Raw genomic sequence first — 19,848 nt, forward strand, 5'->3', positions numbered from 1 at the left:
CGGCACCTCCTGACGTGAAAGTTTCTAAGCTTGATCTGCTTGACCTGGGAGAGGCAGATACATGGATATGCATGTGCCCCCTCCTTCTCTACTTTCAATCTCCATATAAAACCCGGACCCGAAGGTCATTTTCATCCGTTCGTACACATTATGAAGGCCAATGCCCGAGAAGCCCCGCTTCTCCCGTCTCTCTGTTTCCTCTCCCCTGGGCTCCGCCAGCCGCAGTCTTAGACGCTGCAGGGCCTCCGCATCCATTCCCTTGCCCGTATCCCGGACCTGAATGCGGATAAACTCCTCCTCCTTGCCGGCATGTACGCAAATCCGCCCTTCCTGCTGGTTCAGTCCATGGATCAGCGCATTCTCAATAAGCGGCTGCAGGCAAAAACGGGGCACCCGTTCCATCAGCACGTCGGCGGCGATATCCACCTCCAGCCGGACCTCCTGCTTTTGCCGCATATTCATCAGCTTCACATAATCAATGGCCGTTTCCACCTCGTCATGGAGGGGGATATGATCCGTATCCTGTATGGTCATCCGCAATAGCTTGGACAAGGAGCTGAGCATATCGGCGCTCTCCTTGTCCCCGTTCTTCAGCACCTTCATCCGGATGGAATTCATCACATTAAACAGGAAATGGGGATTGATCTGGGCCTGGAGCATATCCAGCTCCGCCTTGCGCTTGCGGGCCTGGGTGTCCGTGATTTCCCGGATCATATCCGTAATGCGGTCCAGCATCTGGTCAAAGGATTGGCCCAGCCGCCCTACCTCGTCCTGCCCCCGGATGGAGGAGCGTACCTGAAGATCCCCCTGCTGAACCTTCAGCGCTACCCTGTCCAGCCGGACCAGCGGTAAGGTAAAGGCCCGCAGTGCCAACAGCAGCAGACCAAAAAAACCTACGAAGGAAATCAGCTGGAACCAGAACACGTTTTGAAAAATGTCGTTGATTTTGGCCACGGCGGACTTGTAAGGGGTTAAGGAAACCAGCTTCCAACCGGCCATGCTGATAGGCTTCTCCGACACCAGGTACGCTGTCCCGTCCCGATGTATCAGCGGTGTGCCACTCTCAGCCAGGGCTTCTCTCATTTCGGGAAAAGGAGTGCCGATCCGTTCCGTATCCGTATGGGACAAAATCCGGTCATTCCCGTCCAGCAGCAAAATTTCCTGCTCAGTCGGCAAACCTTCAAAATATTGATGAATCAGGCTTTCCATCACGGTGACCACCACATAGCCGTAGATGGCGTTTTTGTCCCCCCGGAGAGGACGGACTGCCGTAAGCTGATACGGATTGGCTGCCTTTTCGCTGCTGAAGGAGGTGGGCATTACCCCCGGCCAATAGGAATTCAGCCCAAACACACTGCCCGATTCCTTGACCCAGTCCTGCTTCAGGAGCTGTTTCGGATCATATTCATATCCCAGATAATTGGCGAAGGTCATGCCGTTGTTCAGCACAATGGAGACAAAGCTTTTTTGCCCCGCCGCCGTCAGACTGCCAATGCTTTTGCGCACCTCGTTGCCTGCCAAAAACTGCACATCCGTCTGCCGGTTCGGATCATACGGCTCCGCCGCCAGATTCTTCAGAAGAAACAGGACATCCTGGTCCACCGTAAAATAGTTCATCAGATACAGCATGTACCGAAGCTCATTAGACACGTGACCCTCCACCAGCTTCAGGGTTTGGTCGGCATTCCTCACCGCCTGGTCCTTCACCGCATCCCGCGTAAGGTAATTGTACACCAGCATGGTTCCCAGCGCCGGGAGCAGAATACATGCCACCGATACCACAATCAGCTTGCTTCTGAAGGACCTGGAGGCAAAGGAAAAGCTATGGCGCCAGCCCATAATTAGTCCCCCTCCCTAAAAGTATCCCCGGCATTGTCCCATAAAGTGAAATACGCGGGACTAGAGCTTTCACTCTCCGTCCCGCGGTAACCACTTTGTATATCATTGCTGCTGAGTATTCGTTCAGATTACCCTTTGACTCCGCCCAAGGCAATACCTTCAATAACATTCTTTTGGCCGATGATGAAAATAATGAGCAAGGGCAGAATGGCCGACACGGCGGCCGCCATGATCAGGGAGTAGAACTCGCCATTCAGAGAGGCGAATTTCTGCATCGCCAGCTGGATGGTGTACCATTTGTCCGAACGGATAAAAATCAGCGGGTTCTGGTAATCGTTCCAGGTCCAGATAAACCGCAGAATCGCATAGGTAGCCACGGACGGGCGGACCAGCGGCAGGGCAATCTGCCAGAAGATCCGGGCATGGCTGGCGCCGTCGATTTTGCCGGACTCGATATATTCCGTGCTCAGACTCATGAAGAACTGGCGCAGCATGAAGGTGCCCAATACGCTGAAGCAGTTGATGATAATAAGACCCAGCAGGCTGTCGAACAGGCCGATGTTGCGGTACAGAATAAACTGCGGCACCAGAATCGCTTGTCCGGGCACCATGTAGGTGGCCAGAATCAGCAGGAACATGCCGTTGCGTCCCTTAAAATCGATCTTGGTGAAGCCGTATGCCGCGAGAGCGGACACGACGCAGGAGATTGCCGTTGTCGCCACAGACACGATAATGGAGTTGGCGTAATACTTATAGAACGGATTGGCGCCCAGCCAAATTTCCTTATAGTTGGCGATCGCATTCCAGCGCTGCGGAATCCACTGGATGGGATAGGAGAATACGTCGGATTCCACCTTGAAGGATGCGGACAGCATCCAGACAAAAGGCAGCAGGAACAGAATACTGATAATCAAAAGTATAATGGTCCCAATAAGCTTTTTTATGCTGAACGGTTCTTTAATACCTGAATCCATAGGAAAGCCCCCTCTTTAGTAATTGACCCATTTCTTCTGTGCGAGCCATTGGATGCCGGTAATGATCAGCACACAACCGAAGAGGACCACAGCGATGGAAGACGCATAGCCGACCCGCAGGCTGACGAAAGCTTCATCATACAAGTACCAAACCAGCATGCTGGTGGAGCGCATCGGTCCCCCCGCCGTCATAACGGCAATCAAGTCGAAGGCCTTGAAGGAGGAGATCACCCCGGTGATCAGCAGGAAAAAGGTGGTCGGCGATAGCATGGGAATGGTGATATGGCGCAATTGCACCCAGGAGCTGGCCCCGTCGATGTCGGCAGCCTCATACAAATCCTTGGGAATAGACTGCAAACCGGCCATGTACACGATCATGTTATAGCCGATGGAGATCCAGACCGAGATCATCATCACGGAAATCAGGGCGAAATTGGGGTCCGCAATCCACTTGGGCGGATTGTCGATGCCGATGGACATCAGGAACTGGTTCACCGGACCGGAGGACGGATGGAACAGCACCTGCCATACGATGGCGACGGCAACCACGCTGGAGATATACGGCATGAAGAAGGCTACCTTGAAGTAGGACTTCATGTACACATATTTGTTGATGAGAATGGCCAATGCCATGGACACAGCCAGGTAAGCAGGCACGGTCAACAGGAAGATCAGGTTGTTGCGCATGGAGATATGGAAGGTCTCCTCACGGAACAGCCGGGTGAAATTGTCCAGCCCCACCCAGGTAATCCCTTTAAAACCCTGGACGAAGTTCCAGTCGGCCAGACTCAGGACAAAGGTGGCAATAATCGGCAATAAGGTTAGTACAATCAGCCCGATCATCATGGGGCTGACAAACAGGAGACCGGAAATGGTTTCTTGTCTGCGGAGATTGTTCTTATGCTTAGCCTGTTCGGATTTCATGTTCGCGTTCACCTCTCGCATTGGTTTTCTGCTCTTTCGTTTATTCTCGATGCTTGAATTATAATGAATATCGGAAACGGCCGGATAACGCTATTTTGATATTTTGCACTTCAATTTTGACATCTTGCGGGAAGGCTGTATGTCCTCCAGACAGATTGTCGTATAATGAATGCAGGCTGACGATTCCCATTTTTCCATTTGAATGGAGGCTTCCCATAACCCATGAACCCGTTTCCTTTGCCTATCCGGCAAAATCCGCTTCAGACAAAATCCGATCTGCAGCAAGCCTTCCGGCAGCTCACGGATCCGCTTATGCCTTATTATTCCTCCGGACGGGCCGGCTTCACCATTGGCAGTACCGGCACCAGCTACAGCGGCAAGGTTGCCGCGATGGAAGGCTTTTCCCGGATCCTGTGGGGGCTTGTCCCGCTTGTAACCGGGGGTGGCGACAGCCCGCTGTGGGATATGTATATGGAAGGCATCAAAAACGGCACCAACCCGGCACACGAAGAATATTGGGGAACGGCAGGCGATTACGACCAGCGCAGTGTGGAAATGGCTGCCTTCGGCCTGGCTCTTGCCCTGGCGCCCGAGAAGCTGGTGGAGGGCCTAGGCCGGGATGGCCTGGAGCAATTGACCGCCTGGCTGGCCCCTATCAATAACCATAAGCTGTGGGACTGCAACTGGCTCCTGTTCCGGGTGATGGTACAGATGGGCTTCCGCAAGGCAGGCCTGCCTTATGACAAAGCACTGACGGAAGAGACCCTGGATGCTATCGAACCTTTCTATATGGAGGACGGCTGGTATGCCGACGGCTTGAAGGGTCAGGCTCACAGTGATTATTATGTACCTTTTGCCATCCATTATTACGGATTGCTGTATGCGAGCTTTATGGAGGAGGAGGATCCGGTCCGCTCTGCGCTGTACAAGGAACGGGCCGTGCAATTTGCCGGGCAGTTCATCCACTGGTTTGCCGAGGACGGAAGTGCACTCCCCTACGGACGCAGCCTGACCTACCGCTTCTCCCAAGCCGCCTTCTGGTGTGTGATGGCCTTCACCGGTTTGGATACCCCTTATTCCATCGGTGTGATAAAAGGGCTTGTTCTGCGGCATCTGCGCTGGTGGTTTGCCCAGCCGATTTTTACCCCTGACGGCCTGCTGACCATCGGCTATACGTATCCCAACCTGGTGATGGGCGAAAACTACAATTCTCCCGGGTCACCCTATTGGGCCATGAAAAGCTTCCTGGTGCTGGCGCTCCCGGATGATCATCCCTTCTGGACTGCGGAGGAGGAAGCAATGCCCCTGTTGGAGGCGTCGGTTGTGCAGAAGGCCCCCCATTTGGTGCTTTGCCGCCAGGCGGAGGTGCCGCATGTAACAGCCTTCAATTCCGGGCATACCTCGTCTAATGAGCATACCCATACCTCCGCGAAATATGAAAAATTCGCCTACTCCACCTTTTTCGGGTTCAGCGTACCCCGGGCGGAATGGGGGTTGGCTCAAGGCGCCTTTGACTCCATGCTGGCCTTGGCCGAAGGAGATAATCTGTACCGGGTGAAACGGCGCTGCGAGGAGACCCGCGTGGACGAGGGGCTCATCTATACCCGCTGGAAGCCGTGGGCGGATGTGGAGGTTCGCACCTGGATCATTCCCGGCCTGCCGTGGCATGTGCGGGTCCACCGCATCGCCACCGGCCGGGTGCTGGACGGTGCGGAAGGCGGCTTCGCCCTGGGCATCGAAGGGCCGGGCTCCGGTGGTTGGCTGCCGGGCGGCAGCATTGTACCGGCGCGGCCGTACAGCACGGTGCCGCCGCAGGAGGCGGAGAGCAGCGGGAACGCCGCCTATGCTGCCTACGGCAGAGGCGCCAGCGGCGTGAAGCTGCTCTACGGGAGCGGGCAGGCGGAGCTGTTGACGCCGCAGGCCAACACCAACATCATGGTGAGCCGGACCGTGATCCCCACGGTTCGCACCCATATAGAAGCTGGAGCCACTGCATGGCTGGCCGTGGCCGTATACGGCGAAGCCTTCGGCGCAAAAGGCTACGGTGCCGGAGCTTGGGCTGCTGCGCCAAGAGCGCAGGTGGTGGACGGCGAACTGCAGGTTTATACCGATGCAGGCGGTACAATCGAGCCGGCGTTCCGGGTGAGGTTGGACGCGTAGCACCGCCCTCCATAGCGTAAAAAGCATAGAAAACCCGCCAGGGAGTAAGCTTCCCTGGCGGGTTTTGTTTAACGGTAACGGTTGGTTCGTTAGGTAGTGAAAAGTTGGCTGCTGCTGAGGATGGCGCATACCCCACCGCTGAACCTAACGGACTGAGGAGGCTGGTTCTCAGGCCAGCGGCAAGGAGATCCTTGATCCTAACGGACTGAGGATACCCTATTTGCCGAAAAAACAGGGTTTTGAGATTTTTACGGACCCACAATCCGCTATTCCGCTCATTCTGCCCACTTAGACCCTCTTATCCGCACAATAAGGTCCCTACGGTCCGTTCAGCAGAAAAACCAAGGCTAGCTTGCGAAATAGCGGAACCACGGTCCGTTACACCCTACACTTCAACCGCATTCGTGCTACGAACAACACTTTGGTACTCGCGGAGTTCCCCCTCTATTCGAGCCTCAGTATCATCACACCGTACCCGTTTACCTCCACTGTCCCGGTCACCCTGCTGCCGGTTAACAGATCCTCCGCCGCCAGCCCGCCCAGATGGATGGAAGCAGCAGCAGGATTATGGTTCAGCACAAAGGTGAACACGGCCCCGTCCTTCTTCCGCTGCACCAGCTCGACACCCGTATCCGCGCCGAACGGGGCAGTGACACCGGCTTGTGTGCACAAGGTCCGGCAGAGGTCGGCGATCATCCTGTCCTCCGCGTCCGCTGCCACATAATAAGCTTTGCCTGCGCCAAACTCATTGACCGTCAGCGCCGGCATTCCCGCGTAGAAATCCTCCCCATACACCGCCAGGGCTTGCGCTCCCTCCAGATGAAGGAGATCACACAGCAGGCCGCATTCATATTCGCCCTGCACCTGGCCGAAGCCGCCCTGCAGTACCACCCGGTTTTTCATCTCCGGCAGCAGGCTGTCGATCTCCTCCACCCAGATGCCAAGCAGCTTCCGCAGCTCACCCGGATACCCGCCCAGCTTCACCCGGTCGTTCTCGTCCACGATCCCGCTGAAGAATGTGGTGACAAAGGTGCCGCCGTTCTGGACAAAAGCCTCCAGCCGCTCCGCCACCCCAGGCTTCATCATATACAGCACCGGCGCGATAACCAGCTTGTATTTGGAGAAGTCCGACAAGGGGCTGATCACATCCACACCAATATGGGCATCATAGAAGGCCTTGTAATATTTCTGGGCTTGCTTCAGATAATCCAGATCCACGCTTGGGCCGCTGGTGATCTCCACTGCATTCCACGTGTCAATGTCGAATAGCAACGCCACATGGTTCTCCGCCACCGCATCAAGCAGCGTATCCCCCAGCACCTCCAGCTCCCGGCCCAGCTGTGCACATTCCCGGAATACCCGGGTATTGCCGTGGCCCACATGCTCGATGACCGCGCCGTGGTATTTCTCACAGGCGCCGAAGGACCGGCGCAGCTGGAAGAACATAACGGTATCCGCCCCATGGGCCACCGCCTGGTAGCTCCACAGCCGCATCACACCCGGCCGCTTCAGGCTGTTGTACGGCTGCCAGTTCTGCTGGCTGGGGGTTTGCTCCATCAGCATAAAAGGCTTGCCGTCCTTCAAGCCCCGCATATAATCATGCCGCATGGCTACATTGGTCATGGGCTCATTCATTTGCGGATAGCTGTCCCAGGAGACCACATCCATCCGCTCGCCCCACTTCTTCAGATCCAGCCCGTTAAATAACCCCCAAATATTCGTGGTAATGGGAATATCCGGCGTAACCGCCTTAATGGCATCATACTCCGCCTGGTAACAGGCCAGGATGGAATCCGACATAAACCGTTTGTAATCCAGCATCATCCCCTGGAAGCACCGGTTGTCTCCGTTCAGATTGGACGGCGGCACAATCTCCTCCCAATCATACACGGTGTGGCCCCAGAAGCTCATATTCCAGCGCTTGTTCAGCTCCTCCACCGTCCTGTAACGCTCCTTCAGCCACTCCCGGAACCCAGCCGCACACTGCTCACAATAACAATGGGGTCCGTATTCATTGGCCACGTGCCAGATCAGCAGTGCCGGGTGCTCCTTGTAGCGGAGCGCCATCCGCCGGGCCAGCTCCACCGAAAAACGGCGGTACACCCCGCTGTTGGGGCAAAAATTCACCCGGGAGCCGTGTGTCCGCCTCCGCCCGTCCACATCCACCGGCAGCACCTCGGGATACTGCCGCGACATCCAGGCGGGCTGGGCGGCGGTGGAGGTAGCCAAACAGGCATAGATGCCGTTTTCCGCAACAAGATCCAGAATTTTATCCAGCCACTCAAAGGAATAAGTGGTTTCGTCGGGCTGCAGCTTCGCCCAGCTGAACACCGGCAGGGTCACAATATTAATGCCCGCCTCCTTAAAAAGCCGCATATCCTCATGCCAGATTTCCTCCGGCCATTGATCGGGATTGTAGTCGCCGCCATACCAGATGGACGGGAGCTTGGAATTGATCATGGGAACATCCTCCGTTCGGTGTCATATAGTTATGGGCATGTGTTGACGGCCGCTTACTGAAACCCATTTCATGAAATGGGTTTCACTCATAAGCAGAGAAGCTCCGCCAAAGCGCCCTCTTCTCCCCTCATCTTAAAGCAGGTCCTCACATCGGTCAATCCTCAAATTCCGGGTATCTCCACAGGGCCTGTGCTCTGCCGGCAGATCAGCTTCGGCTCCAGGACCGTAAGCTTCCTGCCCTTCTCTCCGCTTATCATCTGATGGAGAAGCTGCACCGCCTGCTCACCCAGTGCATGGGAATTCTGCGACACAGTGGTAAGCTCGGGCGTAATGGAGGTGGCCAGCAGCGTATCATCGAAGCCGGTAACCGACAGTTCTCCGGGAATGTCCACCCCTGCCTCCAAAGCCGCCTTCACCGCACCAACCGCTACACTGTCGTTTACACACATGACCGCCGTAGGCCGGTTCTCTTCTGCCAGCACCGTCTGCATCAAGCTCCGGCCGCACGCAATGGAAAAGCCTCCGTAAAGAACCGTATCCGGCCGGAACGGCAATCCGTTCTCCTCCATCACAGCCTTGAGGGCCTGCACCTTCTGGACAGTGGCCGTGACGGAGCCTTCACCCCCGATGAAACGGAGCTCACGGTGTCCCAGATCAATCAGGTGCTGTGCTGCCAGCCGGAAGCCTGCGGCTTCATCCGTGATGACCCGGGGCAAAGAAACCCGCGGCATATTCCCGTTGACCAGCACCACCGGAAGCCGGGAGGCACAATCCACCAGCTCCCGGGCCAGCTCTGCCTTGGAACGGACCTGATTTATCCGCCCGCCAAGAAAAACAATGCCGTCCACCCGTTTTTCCTGCAGCAGAGCCAGGTACTCCGACTCCTTCTCCTGCTCCCCCATAGTGTTGCACAGGAAAATCGCATAACCTCTCGCCCGTGCCTCCTTCTCCGCACCAAGAAATACCTCCGGAAAGAAAGGATTCCCAATATCGGGCATAATCATGCCGATCATGCCGCTTTCCTTTTTGATCAGGCTTCGTGCCAAAGCGTTGGGCTGGAACTGGTGTTTATTGATCACCTCCAGAACCCTCTCCCGGGTGCTGGCCTTAACCGGAGCGGTGCCGTTCAAAACCCGGGAAACGGTCGCAACCGAAACCCGGGCCTCGTGGGCAATATCATAGACGGTTATCTGCTTCATGAATGAATCCCTCTCGTATCAAAAATTCCTCGTATGTTCGATTATAGCATGACCGGAGGAGAAACATTCAATAAGGCCTGTTCAATTGCCGTAGATCTTAACCTCCCACAGTCTGGGCGTATACCAGTTGTTGGGATTATTATGAAGCACCGCTTTGACCATATTGATCCGCACGTACCGGGCCGAAACCGATAACGTATCGGATGTGAAACCGTAGGTGGTGTTATTGGTGCGGTCCAGAGCGACCGTCCAATTGACGTTATCCGAGCTAGTTTCTATTTTGTATTGATAATACCCTTCGGAGCCCTTCATCATCCACCAGGAAATCTGCACATTCTTGACCGTTTTGGCAGCTCCAAGATCCACCTTCCACCAGTGGGGCCACGTCGCCCCGGTGCCGGTCCACTCCGTTTGGTAATTCCCGTCATTGGCATACCCCGCCGGAGTGGTTCCCGCCGCGGATTGGGCCGTTGCCGTTTTCCCTTGGGACAGCAGCGTACCGTTGGGCACACCGGTTACCGCTCCAGTAGCCGCATCAAGGCTGACGGTGTCATAATAATCCATGGAAGCGGTGGTTCCATTCAGCGTCAGAGGCAGCCAGACATACCGGGAATCCCCCAAAGCACCGGATTTCCAGCGGTCCCCGGCATACAGGTACGAGGTGGTGCTGGTCCCTTGAACCGTGAAGATGAAGGCGGGCTGCGAATAAAAGGTGGATGAGTTGCCGATGGGCTTCAGCTCCGACCAAGGCCCGTTGATGCTGGCTGCTGTGGAATACATAGCCTGATTGGGATACCAGCCGGTGGCTCCGGAGGTAATCAGGTAATAGGTTGAACCCTTCTTCACAACAGCCGGCGCTTCCCGGTGGTCCCCTTCGTAGATCATATTTAATTCGGAGTCGATGCCCAAATAATCCGGGGTCAGTCTGTATAAGCGGAGATTATAGTTATTGTCGGAGGAGGAGAAAAGATAGGCCTTCCCGTCCGTATCCTTAAAAATGGTCATATCTCTGGAAGCGTTTCCATTTGGTTGAAAGCTTCCCCGATACGTAAACGGGCCCACCGGTGTGGTCGAGGTGGCCACGGCAACCCTTGCCAGGGTGTACCCCGCGCCGTCCTCATAATGCGCCCACATCACATATTGGCCTGTGGCTTCGTTATAAATAACCTTGGGGCGTTCGATTTTGGCGTACTCCAGCTCGGGATCAGAGGTGGTTTTCAGAACATAGCTGCGCCAGGTCCAATTTTTCAGATCCGTAGAGGAGTAGACACATACCGCTTTAAAGTTGGCGCTGTTGTGTATTTTATCCTCCCCATACCAGTAATACGTGGACCCCACCTGCAGGATCGAACCGCCGTGGGCCTGAATGGAGCCGTTGGTCACATCCTTCCAGGCAGCGCCGTTAGCCACCGTCTGGGGAGCCGCTTCAGCAGGCTTCAGACCAGCCGGAAGAAACCCTGCAAACAACGCACAAAAGAGAAGAAGCTTTACCCAACCTTTCATCAATGATCTCTCCTTTCGAATGTAAAGCTATAGTAGATCGTTATCCTGATGAAAAAAAGTGCCGGGCACACATCCTCTACCCGGCACTTTCCTCATGGTGTCACTTGATACTCTTCTCGGCGGTATACGCCAGCCACTGCTTTTTATACTCCGACTGCACCTTTTCCAAACCTGCGGTTTTGGCCTTGCCCAGGAAGGTTTTGATGCCCTCGTCTACATTGGCGATCTGGCCTGCATAGAGCGGGAACAAATACTGCTTCACCACCTGCTCCAGCGCTGCCCGCTCCGCCTGGTATCCGCTGTAATCCTCAGCGAAACCAAGGAATATATCCGGCTTTTGAATCTTATCCAGCTCGGCGAAGATCTGCTTCACCGTGTCATAACCCGGATCAAACAGCATTATTTCCGGATTCCGCCAAGCCCAGCCGTTCATGGATTCCCGGGGGAAGCCGTTGGAGTTTTTGTCGCCCAGCATTTTATAATAGCCGTTTTCCACTGCAAAATTCTTGCCCTCAATCCCGTATTGGGTCAGCCAGTTATAGCGTTTGTCGGTGACCAGCTTCTCATAGAAGGCCAACGCCCGTTCCGCATTTTTGCTGCTCTTCGGGACGGCATAGCCGTTGTGGATCGGATGCACCGGCGTGGCAAAGCCATTGGACAACCCGTAGGGGGAGTACCCCAAATCCCAATCCGGGTGAGCCGATTTGATCTTTTGCAGGCTGTCATTGTAGCGGGTGGGATTGTCCCCGATAATGGCGGCTGTTTTGCCGTTCACCAAAAGATCCGTGGTAGCGTCCTTGATATTCAGCACATTCTTCGGGAAGTAGCCCTTGTCAGCCCAGCTCTTCATGGTCAGCATATCCTGCTTGAACTCATCCGACTCCCAATAGGAATAAACATCGTTGGGTTTGTTATACTGGATGCCCAATCCGTATGGAACCGCCCCTACCCAACCGCGGAATTCACGGAAGCCGTTAATCACCCCATCAATGGCGGCGTTGGCCGTCAGCGGGGTCATGGTGGGCTCATTCTTCTTGATGCCGTCCAGATAGGCCTCGAAGGTCTTCATATCCGTCGGCTTCGGCAAATTGTATTTCTTGCGCAGGTCCTCCCGCCATACAAAACCTCCGGTGACATATTCCTTGTAGGTGGACGGCACTGTATAGATTTTGCCGTTGATCTTCACGGCCTCCCACATGTCCTTGGGTACGAAGGAATAGAGCTTGGGCGCTGCCTTAGGCAGGAGATCGCCGATGTCCATAAACGCTCCGCTTTTGGCATACGCCTGGAACTCCGCCCACTCGGTAGTATAGATCAGATCCGCATCCTGCCCGGAAGACAGGAGCAGCTTATACTTCTGCTGCCAGTCGGTCCAGGTGGTGTAATTGAACTTCACCGTGGCATTCAAATCCGCCAGGGCCAGCTTGTTCACCTCTGCTTCAATCACCGACAGGTCCTTGGGGGCGCTGCCCAGCATGTAGAACTGGAGCTCCACCTTCTTGGAGGTGTCAATCCCCGGTTTCGCCGTAGCCTGTGCGGCAGCGCTTGCGCCTGCAGACGCACTGGGGCTTGCAGTTGCTGCCTGGTCGTCCTTGCCTGCACAGCCCGCAAGAGCGGTGACAGCCAAGGAAGCGGCAAGGGCAACGGCTGCGGATTTTCTTTTGTACAATTTCATGTGAATCCTCCCTTTTCATGTCCATGAATATGTTAACCGGCCCTGGATAACCCATAAGCCAGGTTTAACCTTTTACAGCGCCAATCGTCAAGCCCTTTACGAAATATCGTTGGATAAACGGGTACAGCAGTACAATGGGACCTGTAACGATCAGCGCCATGGCCATTTTGGTGGATTCTGTGGGAACGTCCTGGGACAGGGCCACTCCCGTACCCGCCCCCATATTGGCCAGGAAGGAGATGGTGTTGATGATGTTGTAGAGATAATACTGCAGCTGGTACATGGTCTGGTCGTTGATGAACAGCGACGAAGAGAACCAGTCGTTCCAATAATGCAGAGCCAGGAATAAGCCTACAGTCGCAATTCCCGGCAATGAAAGCTGAAGCACAATTTTCCAATAGATGGTGAAATCATTGGCCCCGTCAATTTTGGCTGACTCCACAATCTCATCTGGAACAGCGGAACGGATGAAATTTTTCATCAGAATAATCAGGAACGGGGACATCAGCCCCGGCAGCACCAGTACGGCATAGGTATCCATCAGCTTGAAATACTTGGTCAACATGATGTACCACGGAATCAGCCCCCCGCCGAACAGGGTGGTAAAGTAGATATAGAAGGAGAGCTGGTTGCGGTATTTGAAATCCTTGCGCTGCAGCACATATCCGGCCATGGTGATCAAAAATAGCCCCATAAGCGTGCCGATCACCGTTGTGGCTCCGGTTACCCCATAAGCCCGCAGCACCTCCTGGGGAAACTGGAACACCATCCGGTACCCGTCCAGGGACAGCTTGGGCGGGATCAGATTATACCCCTGCCGGATAATCGACTCATTTTCCGTCAAGGATGCGGAGATAATGAGCAGGAACGGAATCAGACAGACCACGGTGACGAAGGTTACGATTACGTAGGCAAACACCTGGAAGGAACGGTAATACTTTTCGTCTTTGATTTTCATATGTGTCTCCACCTCCTAGAACAGCGCGTATTCATCGTTCAATTTGCGGATGATCCAGTTCACCGTCATGATCAGGATAAAGCCGAACAGGGATTGGTACAGCCCCGCCGCCGTGGCCATGCCGATCTCGAAGGTCACCTTCAGGGAACGGAATACATAAGTGTCGAGAATATCCGTGGTATTGTACAGCAGGCCGTTATTGCCGATGAGCTGGTAGAACAGATCGAATTGGCCCTTCATAATACTCCCCAAAGCAAACAGGAGCAGCAGCACAAAGGTGGATTTCAGCATAGGCACCGTAATGTACCAGATCCGCTGAAAAATATTGGCCCCGTCAATTTTGGCCGCTTCGTAATATTCGTCGCTGATGCCGGTTATGGCTGCCAGGTAAATCACCATACTGTAGCCGATGTTCTTCCATAAGTAGAAGAGGATAATCAGGAAAATCCACACCACCGGTTTGCTGTACACATCCACCGGCTCCATCCCGAAGGACTTCAGCATGGTGTTCCACACGCCGGTTTCATAATTGAAGATGTTGTAGACGATAACGCTCAGGATAACGAAGGAAATAAAATAGGGCAGGAACATCACCGACTGGGTCAGCTTTTTGAACCATTTGATGCGCAGCTCGCTGAGCAGGATGGACAGGGCAATAGCCAGCACGTTGACCAGCAGAATAAAGGCCACATTGTAGCCCAGCGTGTTCAGAGTTAACCGGGCTAGAATCCCCGACCTCCAGAGAAACTCGAAGTTCTTGAAGCCGACAAACTCACTGTTGAACAGGCTGGTGTTAAAATCGAATTTGGTAAAGGCATAATAAATCCCCACCATTGGAAAATAATTGTTCACCAGAAAAAACAATAATGCCGGTGTAATCATCAGAAATAACAGCCGGTTCTTCACCAGCTCATGCAGGAACCCCCGCTTTTTCCTCATTCCCGCGGCAGCCTGTACGGACGTTCCTCCGTTAGCCGGGCCTGCGGCAGCTGTGGTTCGTTCTGTGGTGCTCAAGCTCCATCCCCTCCTGGTTTGTCTTCCTATTTAGCGTCGCCGCTGTGTGATTTTGATTATAGGGAGAGCCTGCAGGGCAAGGGTAGTGCAACATTCCGGACTTTGTGCAAAAAGGAGCTATTCCCGGTGTGAAGATTTCATCACAGATTGCACATTTCTAACCTTAGGAGTCTGAGCGATGGAAAAGAGTTCATGTGTAATGACTGGGAGGGCAAGGAGTGACTTGAGGGCGAGTTTTTTGGCGGCTTTGATCCCTTACCATTCCAATCCAATCAAGGCCGACAAAACGTGTTTGAGCATCCAAGGCACTCCTTTCCCGGTAAGGAATGAAACCCAATGAATATTAATTTGACCCTCCGCCGCTCAGACTCACGTCAAAAACCCGGGAAGCTCCCCCGCCCCCCGGCACATTGTGCACAAAAGTATGGTTTGTGCACACACATCTTTTTTTTCTACTAGCCGAACGATTCCACCGTATAGTATGATGTCCACTGTAAACAGCCCCGGCCCGACAAAGCCACCTGAGAGAGGAGACGTAAAGCCTTTGAAGCTGCCGAGAATCCGGAAACCCATGAAGCTGTATACGGCGTTTGTTATGAGCATCACACTGAGCATCGTAGCGACAGTGCTGGTATCGTCTTACATCTATTACCGCAATTACACCAATGCCGCCTTGAATCAAACCTTCCTGTCGGACCTGGACCTGCTAGCGCGCACCAGCAAGGATGTGAACAGCATGAAGGACAGCGCCCAGTCCTTGTCCTTCCAGATCTACCGCAACAGCGCTATTTCCAAGCTGCTCAACTACTCCTCTCCCGATGTGTACGATGTGGTGGCCGGGATGAATGAGTTGTCCAATATGCTGAACTCCATGCCCTTTATCGATTCCATCATGGTGTACAATTCGGCCCCCAACACCTTCTATATCGCCGCTTTGTCCGGCCAGAACGGGATCTTCCCCAAGGAGGAGCTGGTGGATCAGAACATCATCCGTACCCTGGACCAGTTCAAAAGCTACAAACCGTTTACCCCCATCCCCCGGGTGTATAATAATCATCCCGACACGGTTGTTCCCGTAAGCGTATACACGTATCTCTGCTACGATGCCATCAATACCAGCCAAACCATCAGCTCGGCCGTCGCCGTGAACGTCAATGCCGCATGGATCAACAGAAGCATCACCCTGAAGGAAGGACAGCTTCCCGGACAGACGTTTCTTATTGATGACCAGGACCGCATTCTGTCCACAGAAACTCTGCTTCCCGCCGAATTAACCAAAGCCGAGGACCAGCTGCTCCGCAGCTCGGTGATGAACCGGGATACGGATTATCTGATCCATTCCTTCTACAATGTCAAATCTTTGATCTCCTTCACGGAGCGGGATTCCCTGGGCTGGCAGTATGTCAAAATCACCCCGTACCACACTCTGGTGGATAGTGTCAGTGCCATCCGCAACACCTCCTTGACCATTGCAGGCATGATTCTGGCTGCCGGACTCCTCATCTCCTGGCTCCTGTCCGGCTTCCTGTACCGTCCGGTCCGGCGGATTACCACCAAGCTCAATATGCTGGAAACGGAGAAGCGGAACAACTCCCAGACCATCCGGCAGAATACGCTGCGGGACCTGCTCCTGGGTATCCGCACCTTAACCAGCGAGCAAAAGCTGGAGAAGCTGAAGCAGGCGGGCATCACCTTCCGGTTTCAGCAGGATTACCGGGTTGTGCTGCTGAAGATCGACCATTTCCAGGAATTCCTCGCCAAACGGGGCAGCGACCTGGCTACCTACAAGTATGCCATCCTGAACATCAGTTGGGAGATTATGTCCCAGCTTTATCCGGTGGAAACGGTGAATATGGACGACGCCAGTCTGGTGCTTCTGGTGAATACGGATTCGCCGGACGTGACTCTTGATGAGGCGATTTTCCTGGAGAAGCTGGGCCAGGTCCAGCAGGCGGTGCTGGATTATCTCTCCATCAGCATATCGGTGACCTACAGTCCTGCAACCAACCAGTCCGGCCACCTCCATCCTTTGTATGAACAGGTGAAAGAGGCCTCTCTGCATCGGATGTTCTACGGGCACGGATCGGTGATTGATTCCGATGATATCCTGGCCTTGAAATCCAAGGAGTACATCTACCCCATGGACAAGGAAAAACGGTTCTCCGAAGCCATCAAAACAGGAAAAACCGCAGAAGCCATGACCATCTTTCAGGAGATTCTGGCGGAAACCGCCCTGTATCCTATCCAGGTGATGCGGCTGGCCATGTCCCATCTCACCATGACTACCAATACCCTGATTACCAGCATCCAGAAGAACAGCGCCATGGATTTTCCCGGAGGTTTGAGCATGTATATGCCCTCTTTGGACAGTGTGGAAACGTTAGAGGAGCTTGTGGCCACCTTTCATTCCTTCCTGGTGGATGTCCACAGCAAGCTGACGGAGAAACGGAGCATGAAGCAGGGGGATTTGGTCAAAAGCATCAACAGCCTTATCGAAAAACACTTTGCCGACCCGGACCTAAATGTCAATTGGATTGCCGAGCAATTCGATATGTCTTCGTTATATATCAGCCGGATTTACAAACAGCAGACACTGAATGCCCTGGGAGACGCCATCAGCGAATTCCGTATGGAGAAAGCCAAGGAGCTCCTGGAGTTGACCCAGATTCCCATCGCCCAAATTGCCGATCAGGTGGGCTACACCAGCAGCACCTACTTCCACCGGATTTTCAAGAAGCATTTTGGGGTCACCCCTACCGAGTTTCGCAAGGCCGGGGCCGGACATTTCCAAACCTAAAACAACAATTCTCCATGCAAAAGCAACCTCCGCCTATAGGCGGCTGCAGGCCGCTGTGTTTTAATGCGGAATAGGGCGTGTTTGCGGACACGTCCTGGCAACATAACCTGTGGATGGAGAAGGGATGGACGAGTATGGGCAATTATGAGCCGCTCGGTTTGAAGCCCGCAATGGGCTGGAATTCGTGGAATACCTTTACCTGGGATATTCATGAGCAGCTGATCCGCGAGGTGGCCGACAGGTTCGTGTCGGAGGGGTATAAGGAGGCGGGGTACGAGTATATCGTTATTGACGATTGCTGGAGCCTAAAGGAACGGGACGCTGGAGGAAATCTTGTTGCCGATCCGGCTAAATTTCCCGGCGGCATGAAGGCGGTAGCGGATTATATTCACAGCAAAGGTTTAAAATTCGGCATGTATTCCTGCGTCGGCACCCATACCTGCGCCGGTTATCCCGGCAGCTTCGAGCATGAATTCCAGGATGCCGCCCGGTTTGCCGAATGGGGTATCGATTTTCTGAAATATGATTATTGCTTCAAGCCCCGCCATATCTCGGGAGAGCTTCTGTACAAACGAATGAGCCTGGCCCTGAAGAACTGCGGACGGGACATTCTGTTCTCCGCCTGCAACTGGGGGGAGGACGGCGTCTATAACTGGATCCGCGAGTCGGGCGCCCATATGTACCGCTCCACCGGAGACATCCGGGACAATTGGGAATCCGTCAAGTCCCTGGCGCTGTCGCAGCTGGGCAAACAATGTTATACCGGCTCCTTCTGCCACAATGACATGGATATGCTGGTGGTGGGTATGTATGGGGGAAGCAACAGCGATTTCATCGGCCGGATCGGGGGCTGCAGCGACACCCAATACAAAACCCATTTTTCCCTGTGGAGTCTCATGGGCTCTCCCCTGATGATCGGATGTGATATCAGGAAGGATAACCCGATTACGAAGCAGATTCTCCAGAACCCCCATCTGATCGCCATCAACCAGGACCTGGAGGCCCGGGGCGCCTACCGCATCAAACCCGAGCCCCAGTGGTTCCATACGGACGATGTGTTTATGCTGGTGAAGGTACTTACAGACGGCGACCTGGCCATCGGCTTCTTCAATCTGAGCGACAGCCAACGGGAGCTTTCCCTGCAATTTTGGGACCTGGGTTTGCCTTACGCCGCCGGCTTCTCCCTCTCCCTGTTTGATTGCTGGGCGGAGCAAGAATTGGGCGTTTTCCGGGAACGGTATGCTCCCGTAGTAGCAGCCCATGATTGTTTGGTAGTCCGGGCCAAGCTGGTGCGGTAATATGGGCAGCGACAGATTTTGTCTGGCCTGCGGGGCTCCCCTTGCTGCCGACGATGTAGCCATCTATCTGAAGCTGGTATCCAGGACCGACCGGAAATTTTTGTGTTTGGATTGTCTGGGAAACAAGCTGCAATGCGGCCGTGAGCCGCTGGAGAAGCTCATCGCCTATTACCGGCAATCGGGCAATTGCGCCTTGTTCCGTTAACTCTCCTGCCGGTGCAGCAAGCGGAAAGCCGTAGGGGAATGGGAGGTTGCTTTTTTGAACACCCGGGAAAAATGCAGCGGATCGTGATAACCAATAGAATAAGCTACTGACTGGATGGATAAGCCGGAGGACCTCAGCAGCTCCCGGGCACGCCCGATGCGAAACCAGGTGATATAGCCGGACACGGATTGGCCGGTGGCTTCTTTGAACAGGCGGAAGAGATAGCTGCGTTCGATATTAACGGCTTGGACAATGTCGGAAACCTTCAGGGACGGCTTCCAGTAATGATGCTCGATGTAGGCCTTGGCCATCCCGGCGTAATCCGTGGGAGCCGCCTCCTCACAAGGATAGAACTCCAGATAGCAGGACAGCAGCAGCCGCAGACGGGCGTCCGACCGCAGACGCTCATACGGCTTTACCCCGGGATTCCAGGCAATTTGAAAGAACGGCCTCAGTTCTCCGGGAGCTGTACCTACAGCAGGACAGCTCTTCCCCAGCTTCGTCATCGCCAGCAGCTGCCGTGCCTCCTCACCGCTGAACTCGTTCCAGACATATTCCCAAGGCTGCTCGGGATCAGGGTAATAGTAGACCTCAGTATGAGGAAAAATGAGAAAGCTCTCTCCTTCCCGGATTTGATTTATCACCCCGCCTGTCTCCAGCGTGCCACGGCCGCTGATGATATAGTGGAGAGCATAAACCTCCCGCACACCGGGTCCCCACCGGTGCAGGTTGGCAGGTTTGTAACCTCCCGCCAGATAGTGCAGATCACCTGCCGGATAGCGGGATACCGTATAGCCTCGTCCCATGAGAATATTCTCCGTTTCTCTTCCGAAGGTTCGCCC

General features: G+C 54.3%; 14 protein-coding genes. 4 read left to right on the forward strand and 10 right to left on the reverse strand.

Annotated features, from left to right (window positions below; genetic code table 11):
- Nucleotides 1-24: 24 nt before the first annotated feature.
- The 3 genes from ACI1P1_RS24880 to ACI1P1_RS24890 all read right to left on the reverse strand — a co-directional run bounded on the left by ACI1P1_RS24880 (nt 25) and on the right by ACI1P1_RS24890 (nt 3,737).
- A complete protein-coding gene (locus ACI1P1_RS24880; RefSeq protein WP_416219179.1) occupies nt 25-1,839 on the reverse strand; it encodes a cache domain-containing sensor histidine kinase in 1,815 nt (604 codons plus the stop codon).
- A gap of 128 nt (nt 1,840-1,967) precedes the next feature.
- The gene (locus ACI1P1_RS24885; RefSeq protein ID WP_416219180.1) at nt 1,968-2,813 is read right to left on the reverse strand and encodes a carbohydrate ABC transporter permease; all 846 of its coding nucleotides are present in this window, start codon (nt 2,811-2,813) and stop codon (nt 1,968-1,970) included.
- A gap of 15 nt (nt 2,814-2,828) precedes the next feature.
- Nucleotides 2,829-3,737: a carbohydrate ABC transporter permease gene (locus tag ACI1P1_RS24890; RefSeq protein WP_416219181.1), complete on the reverse strand. Its 909-nt coding sequence runs from the start codon at nt 3,735-3,737 to the stop codon at nt 2,829-2,831.
- A 222-nt stretch (nt 3,738-3,959) separates the two neighbouring features.
- On the opposite strand from ACI1P1_RS24890, the gene ACI1P1_RS24895 reads away from it, so the two are divergent.
- A complete protein-coding gene (locus tag ACI1P1_RS24895) occupies nt 3,960-5,897 on the forward strand; it encodes a DUF2264 domain-containing protein (RefSeq protein WP_416219182.1) in 1,938 nt (645 codons plus the stop codon).
- A 444-nt stretch (nt 5,898-6,341) separates the two neighbouring features.
- Here the strand turns inward: ACI1P1_RS24895 and ACI1P1_RS24900 are convergent, their stop codons facing one another.
- The 6 genes from ACI1P1_RS24900 to ACI1P1_RS24925 all read right to left on the reverse strand — a co-directional run bounded on the left by ACI1P1_RS24900 (nt 6,342) and on the right by ACI1P1_RS24925 (nt 14,631).
- Nucleotides 6,342-8,357 carry a beta-galactosidase gene (locus tag ACI1P1_RS24900; protein WP_416219183.1) on the reverse strand — a complete coding sequence of 672 codons (2,016 nt, stop codon included), beginning with the start codon at nt 8,355-8,357 and terminating at the stop codon, nt 6,342-6,344.
- Nucleotides 8,358-8,518: 161 nt separating this feature from the next.
- Nucleotides 8,519-9,556: a LacI family DNA-binding transcriptional regulator gene (locus tag ACI1P1_RS24905; protein ID WP_416219184.1), complete on the reverse strand. Its 1,038-nt coding sequence runs from the start codon at nt 9,554-9,556 to the stop codon at nt 8,519-8,521.
- Nucleotides 9,557-9,637: 81 nt separating this feature from the next.
- A complete protein-coding gene (locus ACI1P1_RS24910; RefSeq protein WP_416219185.1) occupies nt 9,638-11,059 on the reverse strand; it encodes a family 43 glycosylhydrolase in 1,422 nt (473 codons plus the stop codon).
- A 100-nt stretch (nt 11,060-11,159) separates the two neighbouring features.
- Complete coding sequence (locus tag ACI1P1_RS24915) at nt 11,160-12,734, reverse strand: extracellular solute-binding protein (RefSeq protein ID WP_416219186.1); 1,575 nt, start codon at nt 12,732-12,734, stop codon at nt 11,160-11,162.
- Nucleotides 12,735-12,798: 64 nt separating this feature from the next.
- Entirely contained in the window at nt 12,799-13,692 is an 894-nt protein-coding gene (locus ACI1P1_RS24920) for a carbohydrate ABC transporter permease (protein ID WP_416219187.1), read from the reverse strand.
- Nucleotides 13,693-13,707: 15 nt separating this feature from the next.
- On the reverse strand, nt 13,708-14,631 hold the full coding sequence (locus ACI1P1_RS24925; RefSeq protein ID WP_416219225.1) for an ABC transporter permease: 924 nt from the start codon (nt 14,629-14,631) through the stop codon (nt 13,708-13,710).
- A gap of 619 nt (nt 14,632-15,250) precedes the next feature.
- Here ACI1P1_RS24925 and ACI1P1_RS24930 point away from each other — a divergent pair.
- The 3 genes from ACI1P1_RS24930 to ACI1P1_RS24940 all read left to right on the forward strand — a co-directional run bounded on the left by ACI1P1_RS24930 (nt 15,251) and on the right by ACI1P1_RS24940 (nt 19,006).
- Nucleotides 15,251-17,503, forward strand: coding sequence for an AraC family transcriptional regulator (locus ACI1P1_RS24930; protein WP_416219188.1), 2,253 nt, complete (start codon nt 15,251-15,253; stop codon nt 17,501-17,503).
- 134 nt (nt 17,504-17,637) lie between these two features.
- Nucleotides 17,638-18,801 (forward strand): glycoside hydrolase family 27 protein, encoded by a 1,164-nt coding sequence (locus ACI1P1_RS24935; protein WP_416219189.1) that lies wholly within the window; start codon nt 17,638-17,640, stop codon nt 18,799-18,801.
- A 1-nt stretch (nt 18,802) separates the two neighbouring features.
- Nucleotides 18,803-19,006 carry a hypothetical protein gene (locus ACI1P1_RS24940; RefSeq protein WP_416219190.1) on the forward strand — a complete coding sequence of 68 codons (204 nt, stop codon included), beginning with the start codon at nt 18,803-18,805 and terminating at the stop codon, nt 19,004-19,006.
- On the opposite strand, the gene ACI1P1_RS24945 is transcribed toward ACI1P1_RS24940, so the two are convergent.
- Complete coding sequence (locus ACI1P1_RS24945; RefSeq protein ID WP_416219191.1) at nt 19,003-19,812, reverse strand: AraC family transcriptional regulator; 810 nt, start codon at nt 19,810-19,812, stop codon at nt 19,003-19,005. The two genes, ACI1P1_RS24940 and ACI1P1_RS24945, sit on opposite strands and share 4 nt — an antisense overlap.
- Between the last annotated feature and the right edge of the window lie 36 nt (nt 19,813-19,848).

It is taken from the genome of Paenibacillus mesotrionivorans, from assembly GCF_046098205.1.
GTDB lineage: Bacteria > Bacillota > Bacilli > Paenibacillales > NBRC-103111 > Paenibacillus_AR > Paenibacillus_AR mesotrionivorans.